At 33.7% G+C, this 12,372-nt stretch carries 8 protein-coding genes; 2 read left to right on the top strand and 6 right to left on the bottom strand.

Translation table 11 applies throughout. The annotated features are described in order from the left end of the window. Positions 1–4: 4 nt before the first annotated feature. From AC0UBM_RS01945 to AC0UBM_RS01925, 5 genes are all read right to left on the bottom strand, one after another. The gene (locus tag AC0UBM_RS01945) at positions 5–862 is read right to left on the bottom strand and encodes a tetratricopeptide repeat protein (protein WP_434036252.1); all 858 of its coding nucleotides are present in this window, start codon (positions 860–862) and stop codon (positions 5–7) included. Between the two features lie 93 nt (positions 863–955). Then, on the bottom strand, positions 956–2,605 hold the full coding sequence (locus AC0UBM_RS01940; RefSeq protein WP_475687434.1) for a metallophosphoesterase: 1,650 nt from the start codon (positions 2,603–2,605) through the stop codon (positions 956–958). A 139-nt stretch (positions 2,606–2,744) separates the two neighbouring features. After that, positions 2,745–4,271 carry a RagB/SusD family nutrient uptake outer membrane protein gene (locus AC0UBM_RS01935; RefSeq protein WP_475687433.1) on the bottom strand — a complete coding sequence of 509 codons (1,527 nt, stop codon included), beginning with the start codon at positions 4,269–4,271 and terminating at the stop codon, positions 2,745–2,747. Between the two features lie 24 nt (positions 4,272–4,295). Further along, a complete protein-coding gene (locus AC0UBM_RS01930; RefSeq protein ID WP_475687432.1) occupies positions 4,296–7,583 on the bottom strand; it encodes a SusC/RagA family TonB-linked outer membrane protein in 3,288 nt (1,095 codons plus the stop codon). A 164-nt stretch (positions 7,584–7,747) separates the two neighbouring features. Beyond that, entirely contained in the window at positions 7,748–8,929 is a 1,182-nt protein-coding gene (locus AC0UBM_RS01925; RefSeq protein WP_475687431.1) for a FecR family protein, read from the bottom strand. 256 nt (positions 8,930–9,185) lie between these two features. On the opposite strand from AC0UBM_RS01925, the gene AC0UBM_RS01920 reads away from it, so the two are divergent. Next, positions 9,186–9,806 (top strand): RNA polymerase sigma factor, encoded by a 621-nt coding sequence (locus AC0UBM_RS01920; protein WP_414034821.1) that lies wholly within the window; start codon positions 9,186–9,188, stop codon positions 9,804–9,806. Positions 9,807–10,144: 338 nt separating this feature from the next. Continuing rightward, positions 10,145–11,635, top strand: coding sequence for an acyl-CoA dehydrogenase family protein (locus AC0UBM_RS01915; RefSeq protein ID WP_475687430.1), 1,491 nt, complete (start codon positions 10,145–10,147; stop codon positions 11,633–11,635). A gap of 124 nt (positions 11,636–11,759) precedes the next feature. On the opposite strand, the gene AC0UBM_RS01910 is transcribed toward AC0UBM_RS01915, so the two are convergent. Then, positions 11,760–12,296, bottom strand: a complete 537-nt coding sequence (locus tag AC0UBM_RS01910) for a flavodoxin (protein ID WP_414034823.1) — start codon at positions 12,294–12,296, stop codon at positions 11,760–11,762. Positions 12,297–12,372: the final 76 nt, after the last annotated feature.

The raw sequence follows: 12,372 nt of genomic DNA, 5'->3' as shown, positions 1-12,372 counted from the left end.
TCTTTTAATTAATTGATTCTTCTAAGTTTTTTATATCTTCTTTTAATTCAAGTATTGAAGCCATATTTTTAAATTTAGCATCCAATTGCTGTATAGACATGGTTGCTAATTTTAATGAAATTATAGCTTCTTGATTTTTATTATGCTCTACTAAATATTGAGCTTTTTTGAAATACCAAAATTCTTTTCTAGTATATTCAAGAATGAAGTAATCGTACTGCTGTATGGCTTGTTCTAAAGCATTAGAGGCTTTTAAATAATCTAGCTTTTTGAGTTGAAGTGATAAGGTATTTGCTCCCAACTGTTTTAATCCGAATTCAATAGCCTTTAAAGCATCATCATAATTTTTATTGTTTTCTGCAAGAATAATATCGGTGTACTCAATTATATCTTCTGGACGAAGATCTTCCATAGTATTCATAACATATTGGTAAGCGACTAATGATTGCTTATATGCCTTTAAATTAAATAATATTTGAGCCTCTAACTTTTTCGATTTCACATCGGTACTTTCCTTGTCCAAACAAGCCGTAATATGTGTTAAAGCTTCACTATAATTTTCGGTGAGATAATACACTTCAGCCATATGATATTTTAAGACTTTTTGTGTATTTCCTAAAGCCTCAGATTTCAAATAATCGTCTATAGCTTTATCGTATTCTATATGTTGCTGGTATAACATACCACGTTCGTGATACAATTTAAAATTGTCTGGTTCTTTTAATATCTCTTGTGTTTTATTTTCTATCCGCACCGATAAATCTCCATGTGCCAAAACTTGTAAGGAAAGAAGTAAACATGTAAGTAGTGCTAAATTTCTTTTAAGAAGGAAATGTAAACACTTATTTCTATTACTAATCATAACAATGTGTTGTAGTTTTTTTTGATCTGTTTTTACTTTAAATAGGTGTTGTTATCTAACAAAAATTTATATTAAGAATAACTTCTAAGCTCTTTAATCGATCAGAACAGATTTGTAAACTGTTTTTTTATTAGTTTTAATTTTCACAACATAAGTACCACTAATTAAACCACTTACATTTACAGATTCATCTTTACTCTTTTTCACTTTTTTTCCAAGATTATTATAAAACTCCACTTTTTTAAGGCGTTCATCGTCCGATATTTTAAGATTTAGCATATCATTTACAGGTATTAAAACAGAGCTTTTGTTATTTTGTTCAAGTAATATATCCGTCTTGTTTATGGTGAAATAATCATCTATCTCACCTGTTTCTCTTAAAAATTTTAGGTTCAAATTTTGACCACCTTTACCATCATTTTCAATCTCCATTACACAGGATCCCAATTCATTTAAAGACACAAACATCGCTTGGTGATTTAAATCTCCTCCAGACACTTGTCCTGCAGAACCGGTAGTAATGTAAACGGTACCTACGGCAGCGTCGATAGCTTTTGTGTAAGCACCATCTCCATTTGGTTTACCATCTCCATATCCCGTTTTTCCAACTGTATGTCCTCCTTTTTTAATCTCGTCTGAATTGAATGTATTAGAAAACCCATGATGACCATTTAAAAAATAAGAACGCTCGTAAGAATGACTATGTCCATTTAAAACAAGATCTACGCCGTTAGCTTCTAACATGGGCATTATGTTTTCTCGCATATCAATAAGACGTCCTTCGTAATCAGAATCGTGCGATCCTTTAGAATAAGCTGGATGATGGAATAAAGTAACAATCCAATCTTGTGTGGTATTCTGAATATCTGTCTTAGCCCAATTGTATTGGCTACCTCCTACTTCACGACTGGAATGATGAGAGTCTAAAATGATAAAATGAATATTAGCATAATCGAACGAGTAATATGCCTCTGTTCCGGAAGCGGTTCCTCCTGCTTCCCCTTTAGTAGGAAAACTAAATATATCGAAATAAGGTCCGGATTGCGTTTTAGAATCAGAAGACTCGCCATCGTGATTTCCTAAACAAGACCATGAAACCACTTTTTTAAATATATCGTTATATACATTAAAAAATGCATTTTGATATTCTAAATCCGTTCCCGTATTGTAAGCATTATCTCCTAAAAACAATAGCAGATCCGTTTTATCTTCATGCACAGTATCCAATTCAACATAGTTATAATATGCATCCCTTACTTGTCTTTGATTATCATTTGCAGTTCCGGGATCGCCTATAATCCATGCACGAACAAATTGACTTGTTCCTGCGATAGGCGAAGTAACGACATACATATCGCCGTTAACGCTTTCGGATAAAACTTCCTTTTTATTACCAACATTAAAATAATATTTGGTCATAGGCTCTAACCCTGTTAAGGTGATCTCATGATCCATTTTTAAGTCGGCTTGGGTTACGCTTTCTTGTAATGCATCTGGTGTTGTTCCATAATGTACAACAGATTCTGTGGCTTTATCTGTCCTCCATTTTAGTATCACACTTGTAGGTGTTCCATTCTGGATATAAGGTCCTCTAACAACTACAACTGAAGTTGAATGTTCTGAAACTCCTATCGTATCAGAATCATGAGAAGCACTCGTTCTTATAATTTCTGTTTCAGACGTTTGTGAAAAGGAATAGACACTAAACAGCATTATTACTATTAGCACACTTTTTTTAATCATAATTTCTAGGTGTTAATTGGACTATAAATACTTTTAATTCTGAAGTTTATTTCGCTATTTATAGGCATTTGTAATTATTTGCACGCCTTTTTTATGTATTAAAAAACACGTGCAAATGATATATACAAATTGGTTAATCTTAGAATGAAGGATTCTGAATAAGATTATCATTTTTCAGCATTTCCACCTCTGGAATTTGATGCAGAATCCGGTTAGATGTAAAAGGGATCGCACTTGGTCCAGACCAACCTTGCCATGACATGTAGCTTCTATCCATAGTTTTCTTATTTCTAAATACATCATGTGTACGATGTGCCTCGTGAGCAAACTCTAAACGCGCCTCGTCTAAAACGATATCTAAAACAGAATCGTAATTTTGCAAATTAGCTGTACTAAATAACTGCTCTCCTTCTAGCCCTGCACGCGATCTAATTATATTTACCATATCTAAAGCCAAATCGTCTTGCCCTAATTTTGCATAAGCTTCTGCCTTTATTAAATACATTTCTGCCAGTCTAAAATAAACTGGAGAATGCAACATCGGCACATCGTTCTGATACGTGAGTTTCTGAGTCCAATATTGAGGGATACTAGAGCTTTCTACAACCTTATAACCGTAGTATTTATTTTCTGGATCTGGAATTTTATTACCATTGGAGTCCAATTCAAATTGAGCATCAATAAAATTAATTCTCAAATCATTTGGGTTCTTAAACAATAAATCCATGTATGATGACGACACCATTATTTGGCCATATCCTCCATCACCATGCATCATACCGCCCATCATATATCGACCTACGTTTTCTGTTTCTAATCGTCTTACAGCAAAAATCGTTTCGGAATTAGATTGCGGTTCTAAACGATTAGATCTTGGAAAAACAGAAGAATTTAATAGTTGGTACCGTCCTGAATTAATCACATTATCGGCATACTCAATTGCTTTAGTATTGTCTTCCATAAATAAATACAATCTAGAAAGTGCCGCTAAAACCACTTCTTTAGACACGTATACATTTCCTTTTTGTTCTACCAAAAGGCTTGCCGCTTCTAATAAATCACGTTCTATAAATTCATACGTTTCCTTTACAGATGATCGAGAAAGACCTTCGTTGTCTGTAGACGTTTCGCATAAAATAACCCCTAAATTTGTTTCTGGACTATCGTGAGAATACGGTCTTCCGTAAACACGAACCAGATCAAAATAAAACATGGCACGCAAAAACATATTCTCTCCTTTTAACTGATCTCTTTTTAGCTGATCTTCTGAAGATAAATCTGTTAGATTATCAAGGCCTTCATTAGCCACATTAATGGAATATATCGCGCGATACGAATACTGCCAAAAATCTTGTGAACGCTCTGAAGCTGAAGTGGGCTGATAAGTTAAAGAATACGAGAAATGATTACCACTCCATTGGTTTAATATCACATCGTCGCTCATATATTCTGTAACATCATAACGTGTTCTATCGTAGCCATACTTACCGTCTGCTAAACTTAAAAATGCATAATTCCCTACCACGGCATTTTCAAGTAATTCTAAGGAACTCGTAACTTGTTCTGTTGTTATTTGATTTATAGGTTCAAAATCTATGTCACTTTCGGAACACGCGCCTAAAAACACAGCAAATACACTGATTATAAATATTTTAAAAATTCTCATGATACTATATTTTATTATTTTGTATTAGAAACTAAAGTTCAGATTAAGTAAAAATTTTCTTGTTGGTCTAAATCTGCTAGAATCGGTATAAGGATTTTCAAAACTAACATCCGAATCTCCAAAAGAGTAGCCCGTAATAATGGCTAAATTCTCAACAGAAGCATTAATTGTAAAGTCTTTAAACACGCCCAAGAAGGTTTTTGGAAACGTATATCCTATGCTTACTTTCTGAATTTTTAAATAACTAGCGTCTTCAAGGTAGAAAGAAGAGGTGCCACTAAAATTATAAATATCGCCATACATTAATTGCGGTATATCGGCATTATCTCCAGGATTTTCCCATCGGGTTAAATCTTGCCAATCGGTAAGTTTAAATCTGTTTGTATTAAAATCACTCGCATTCCAATCTACATAGTTGTAAACGGTTTGTCCGATGGCGAAATTTGTTAGAATGTTTAAATGAAAGTTTTTGTATTTGAAATAATTTGCAAAACCACCTGTCATTTTCGGATAAGCCGAAGATGTTGTAATATAACTCGCCTCCGATTGATAATTGGTAGTGGTTACTACGGCAGGAGAATCGGTATCGTTTCCATTAATTTTATTGCCTTCGGCATCTTCCCATCTTGTATAAATTGGCGCTCCGGTTTGAGAATCTACACCCTGATATTCAGGAAGGTAAAAACTTCTTAACGAGTGTCCTTCTCTAATAATCATGCCGTTATCGATAATATCTTCTCCTCCGTCTAACTCTAAAACTTCATTTCTATTAATATTAAAATTGAAATTAGATTTCCATGAGAATTCACCTTCAATATTCGTTGTGGTTAAAGACAAATCAATTCCTTGGTTTTGAATAGATCCAATATTACGAACCTGACTTGTAAAACCTGTTGTCGCTTCTAATGGTACAGATTGTAATAAATCATCATTTATACGGTTATAAAAATTCACTTCTAAAGATACACGGTCAAACACACTAACATCGATCCCTAAATTTAATTTACGAGCTGTTTCCCATGTTAAATCTGGATTGGGAAGTCGAGAGGGCCAAGCACCAGCACCTCCATTATAACTAGATGACGATGTGAAAGAATACGTTCCCATAGATAAATAAGATTCTATGTTCGCGTTTCCTGTTGTACCATAACTTAATCTAAGTTTTAAAAGATTTAGCCAAGATTTAGAGTTACTTAGAATGTTCTCTTTATTAATCATCCAACTCCCTCCAATAGAGTAAAATGTACCCCAACGGTCTTTTTCCCCAAAAACAGAAGATGCATCCCTACGAAATGATCCTACTAAATAATATTTATTTTTATAATCGTAATCCAGCTGAGCAAAATAAGAAAGGAAACCTGTTTCGTCTAAATCGCCTCCAACAGACCTCGCACTACCTACCGAACTTAACGCTGTCATATCTCCAACAATACCAGTTCCAACCGCATTCACAAATCGCGATTGATCGTAATTGTATTCTTGACCTAAAATTCCATTTAGATTATGATTTCCAAAACTTTTATTTAAGTGTAAGGTGTTAGAAGTTATAACGCCCAGACCATAAGAATAAATCCATTCCATGTATCCATCGTAATTATATCCAACCCAGGTCATATTAGAATATGATTTAGAATGGTCGGAACCATTAAGTTCAACTCTATTCGATGTATTAAATCTTGCCCAATCTGTGATTTCGTAATCCAATTCGAACATTAAGGTTGCTCCCCAATATTTCTTACTATTCTCAGATTCTTCTCTTTCCATCATATAGTTAACTCCTGTACCACGATACCAAACCGGAACTTGTTCTAAATCCATTGCAGGCGTTGGCGTAATGCCATCAGGCATATAAGCGGCATCTAAAGGCACATTTTGATAGGCTTGCGTGTAAGGACTTGGCCAATTAAACTCTGACTTCTCACCATATTGAGCAGTCATTCTAATATTCGTTTTTAGCTTATCAGAAATTTTATGACTTAAATTTCCTCTAAAATTATATTGGTTATTGTACGTATCTAATGCCACGCCTTCCTCTTCATTAAAAGAACCACTAAAATAAAATGTAGTTCTCTCTGAACCTCCTGACATAGATACCTGCGTCTGATTTAAGAATCCCGTTCTTAATAATAAATCCGTCCAATCGGACGTGTAATCTAATGCACTTTCAGGCACGACACTATTTCTATATTCTTCGAAGGTTTTACTCGTAAAATCTGGATTACCTTCAGACACTCTTAAATTATATAGGTTTTCCATTCCTGTGCTCCACTGGTTATATAACCCTTCGGCATCATAAACTTCGACTCTATCGTCCCAGTTAGAAGTCGGTCCAAATGTGCTATTCACAGACACTTTAAATTCTCCTGCTTTACCATCTTTAGTCGTGATAACAATAACGCCGTTGGCGGCACGAGATCCGTAAAGACCAGTTGCCGCAGCATCTCTTAAAATAGAAATAGACTTTACATCTTTAGGGTCGTATTGCCCTCCAATAATACCATCTACAACGGTTAGAGGGGAACTATTCGCTTCTAAAGACCCCATACCTTGAATGACCATAGACGCACTTACTCCAGGATCTCCACTACTACCAGAAACTTGCATTCCTGGAACACGTCCTTGTAAAACATCTTGTATACTTGTCGAGCTTACAGAACTTTGTATTTCTTCTTCTGAAATAATTGAAACGGAAGAAGACAGTTCTGATTTCTTTTTTCTACCATAACCTACAACTACAATTTCGTCTAAGCCCGCAGCATCAACGTCTAATTTAATAGAAAGATTAGTCTCCCCACTTAAAGTTATTTCTTTAGTAGAATAGCCTAAATAGGAAACTAATATTGTACTCGTATCATTAGTTACACTAAAAGTAAATTTCCCATCAATATCTGTAGTTACACCATTGCTAGTCCCTTTTTCAACAACACTTGCTCCTGGTAAAGGCATATTGGCTTCATCTAAAACTTCTCCAGAAATAATAATCTGTTGTTGTTTTCTCTTTTTGGTGTTCTTTTTAACAACTACAGTGTTATTTGCTTCTAACTTGATTTCGAAATCTCCGTTAGATAAGCTTTTGTTTAATAAATCATTTGCGGGTTGTATTCCCTTTTTAACATTAACTTTTGGAAAATCTTTAAATAAACTTTCTTGATAAATGAACTTATAATCTGTCTGCTTCATAATTAGCTCAAGCACCTCATCTACCGTTAATGTACTTTCGGATTCAATATAGATTTCTGGATTTTGAGAGAGCACATTAATTGGAGTAAATCCAAAAATGACTGAAACATATAAAAAAAGTAATGTTCTCATAATGTTACGCATCAGTCTCTTTATAAAACAAAAGAGATTACTGTTTAATTTAATTTTCATAAATTTGATAATTAATTGATTAAAATTTTTTAATTGATTAGTGATTAAAAAGGGAATACAGTTTCTACTTTGCACGGTCTTAACTTAATTCCCTTTACTTTTTTCTATTTTAAAATGAGGGTTTTGTCATGTAAATGGTAGCTTTTAATTATACTTAGGTTTTTAATTGTTTCTAATATTTGTGTGAGGTCCTGATTTTTTGCTAATACACCATTAAACCTGATGTTTTCAAGATTTTGATTTTCAAACTGAACATCGACATCATACCATCTCGATATAATTTTCATGATATCTTTTAAAGTGTCTCCTTTAAAGCTAAAGATGCCGTCTCGCCATGATATTTCAGATTGGACATCGACATTATTTATTGTGACATTATTATTTAATAAGTCTAGTGTTAGCTTCTGATTTGGGATTAATTTTCCGTGATGGTCTTTAGATTCGACTACCACTTTTCCTTCCACTAGCGTGGTGTAAATTTTAGATTCCTCTTTATAAGCTTTAATATTAAATTCGGTACCTACAACCTGAACACTTTGATTTTGATTATTGACTTTAAATGCTGCTCCGGCATGTTTACTACTGGGAGAAATATCAAAATAAGCTTCACCATATACGAGCTCTACTTCACGAGTTTTACCAGCGATAAATGCCGTAGGGAATTTTAACTTAGATTCTGAATTTAACCATACTTGAGATCCGTCTGCTAGTTTTACAAAATACTGACCTCCTCTAGGCACCGTTAAATAATTATATTTAATTTGGATACTGGCGGAAGCGTCATCAACTGCTGATGTATTGTATACTATTTTTTCGCCATTACTTTCTACTGCATTAGTTTTATAATGGGTTTTATCTGTTAAAACCACATCAGTTCCGTCCTCTAAAGTTAAAATAGCCTTATCTGTCCCCGCAGGAATAGATTCTGAATTCACTATACTATCTACAGGCGCTTTTATTTCGGATGTGTCAGGATGCTGCATAAGCATAAAAGTTGCAGAAACAAGTAATACAACTGAGGCCGCAACCGCATATAGGTTTAATTGAAATAGTTTCTTTTTAGAAGCCTGAGGCTTTAAGTGAAGTTCTGTAACTATATGTTGCCAAATCCTTTCTGTAGTTTCGTTGGCGTCGTAAGATTTAGTTGAAGGCACCTCCATGTTATCGGCGGTCCAACGATCGACCATATGCTTTTCTTTTTCGGTAGCACTGTCGTTAAAATAGCGTTCTAATAATTTAGTTACCCAAATTAGTTCTAACCATTTTCTTTTATTAGTGTTCTTCATTTATATAAGAGTTCAGTGCTTTTAGGCATTCATCTATATATCGTTTCGCGGACACTTTTTTTTCCCTCCAAAGTGATTAACAAAACGTTAACTAAAACAACTAATTGGTATTCAGTTTATTAAAATTTCATTTTAACCAAAAAGGATTAAAAACTCGATTTTCACATGTACTTTGATAACATTTTAGTAATCTAACTATCAAATTTCCGAAGACAAAAACATATTAAGTTTGTAGCTACAAAGCACTCCCAACAAAATGCATCGTTCAGATCAGGATTTACTAAATGCCATTTATGATAATAAAGACGAAATAGCTTTTAAAGTCTTTTATGACAAGTATGCCAAATTATTATTAAACTGGGCCACTAAGCGGACTGGAAATAGAGATCTTGCCGAAGATATTGTACAAAATTTCTGGGTTATATTTTGGTCTAAACCTCATACGATTAAAACCGATGAATTTGGAGTCGCCAGAAAATATCTAATCCATTACTTTACTTACAGAATGCTGGATTACTTACGAACCTCGGCTTCAAAATTTTCAGGCCACGAATTCGTATTAGACACTATTGAAAATGAAGATAGTTACCAACACATTATTGAAGATATCCAAGTAAAAGATATGTTAGACATGATAGATCGTGTCTTGGTAAACTTCCCCATACTCACCCAAGAAATTTTTAAAAATATATGGGAACTTAATTTTTCCGTAAAAGAAACTTCTAAAACCTATGGGGTCAGTGAAAAAATTGTAAGAACCCATTACAAAAAGGTGCTTAGTCTTGTTCAAGATCAAACTAAAGCATTTATAGGAACAAGTTCTAAATCATTTAAAATTTTCCTAGAAATTCTCATTCTTGTTGGACTAATAAAATGAAGCACACAGCTGCTTCATATCTCTAATGAGAATGAGTTAAATACAAGCAACTCATCTTTCTTCCCAGATTATAAATGGGTACACGCGATAACGCCGACTTATGCCTATTTTGAAATGGTAGTACGATTTTCAAACTAAGAAACTAAACCTGCTCCGATAATAAACGAACTAAAGTCTATAAACCATTAACTTGTAGTCCATACCCGGTTTAACTCGTAAATCGTACACTCATTGTTGAAAAAAAACTATATATTTATATTATTTAGAATTATTCTAATTTTCATTACATAAAATATAGTATAAACCCCCATTTATAAGTACTTCAAATAAAAATTAACATGCATATAGAATTTTCAGAATATATAAAAGACTTTAAAGCGACTTTAAAAGATGTTTTTCATCAGCGCTATGATATTCATCAATTTAGCAAAGAGCGCAGTTTACCACCTGTAGCCTTAAGAGATATTATGGCGAAATCGCCATTATCTGTTGCTATACCTGAAGCTCATGGCGGACGAGGCGTTAAAGTCGATGAATGTCTAAGAATGTTATCTGCGGCCTCTTACGAATCTTTACCCTTATCGCTAACTTTTGGTATTAATATCGCTTTATTTTTAGAACCGGTAGCCAAATATGCCAATCCTGCTGTAAAGGAAAATATATTTAAACGCTTTCTAGAAAAACAAAATATGGGTGGTTTAATGATTACCGAACCTGATTTTGGTAGTGATGCACTCGGAATGCAAACCTACAACGAAAAAGTAGGCGATTTATATAATGTTAAAGGGACCAAGCATTGGCAAGGTTTAACGGGAATGGCCGATTATTGGCTTATTACATCTCGTGGTAAAAATGCAAATGGAAATTTAAATAGAGATATCGATTTTTTTATATGCGATGTGAGCGAACCTAAGCAACAAATTGTAGTAGAAGAGTATTACGATAACTTAGGGCTTTATATGATTCCTTATGGAAGAAATAAAGTAGATGTACAGATTCCTTCACAGTTCAAATTAGAACCGCATAGTTCTGGCGTTAAAATGATGCTAGATATTTTACACCGAAGCAGAATGCAGTTTCCTGGTATGGCTTTAGGTTTTATAAAAAGAATGCTAGACGAATCTATAACATATTGTAATGAACGTATTGTTGGCGGAAAAAAATTATTAGAATTAGATCAGGTTAAATATCAGATTTCTAACATACAAAGTGCTTATACTATTGCTTCTGCTATGTGCTTTAGAAGCAGTACTAATAGTGGTATTGAAAATGATTTAGCGAATAGCGGTATAGAAGCCAATACCATGAAGGCTTACGTAACCGATCTTATGCAGGAAGCAGCACAAACCTTAACCCAATTATCCGGATCGAAAGGTTTTAAAATGGAAAATATTGGCGGACGAGGCATAATGGATAGTAGAGCATTTCAGATTTTTGAAGGCTCGAACGAAATGCTCTATACTCAAATTACCGAAATGTTATTTAAACTAATGAAACGTAAAAAAGAGTTTAACATTTACAACTTCTTAAAAGAGTATGAACTTACATCAAAATCTTTTGCGTACTTCAAAGAGTATATAAATTTTAATGTGGACACGGACCTAAAGCAAAGAAAAATGATTGATTTAGGAAAAGTTTTTTCTAGAATTATATCTCTTAATTTTGTCCTAGAAATGCAAGAAAAAGGCTTTAGACAAGATTTAACTGCTAACTGTATCGAATTATTAAAGCTAGATGTTTCCAATTTAATTAACGCGTTTAATTCGAAAAATACAGTAATACAAATCGAAGATTATAACGAAAATAGTGAGTGGTATAACTTTATCTAGTCGAGAAAGATTAAAAGCATAGCATGATTTAAGCAAGCGTATAGCATTAATCAAATCGATTAGTTCTATACGTTTGCTCTTTTTAAATTCATTTGAAAAATCAATATCATTTTGAAGGTGAATATTAGCTTGCTATCTTCATCTGTTTGAATTCTGATTTTATTTGAGCTATCCACGTTTTCAAGCGTTCATCGGTAAGCTGAGATTCGTTATCATGATCTAATGCCAAACCATAAAACCAATCGTCGTTGTCTTCAATAGTTGCCACAGATTCTGTGTGTGTATAACCAGCCGTAGGCCAAAAACCAATCACTTTACCTCCATGTTCTAAAACCACTTTAGCGAGTATTCCAATACCATCTACAAAAAACTCTCCGTATCCAATTTGATCGCCTAGTCCGTAAATAGCCACGGTTTTATTTGTAAAATCAACGGTTTTAAAATCATCGAAAAAATCTTCCCAATCACTTTGTAAATCGCCGTCGTACCACGTTGGTAAGCCCAGAATAAGTTTATCGTAAGTTTCAAAATCCGCTACTGTAGCGTCTCCCACTTCCATAACATTCAAATTATTATCGTCCCAAAACCTTATTAAATCTTTAGTCACATCATCGGTTATTCCGGTATCCGATCCATAAAACAAGCCTATTTCTTCCATCATTAATCCTAGATTAGTGCAAATTAAATCTGCGTTATTAGCTATTTATATGTCCAAATATACTTATTATTTTTATTAA

This window comes from Formosa sp. F44 (genome assembly GCF_056238645.1).
This window is presented reverse-complemented; position numbering and strand designations above follow the sequence as displayed.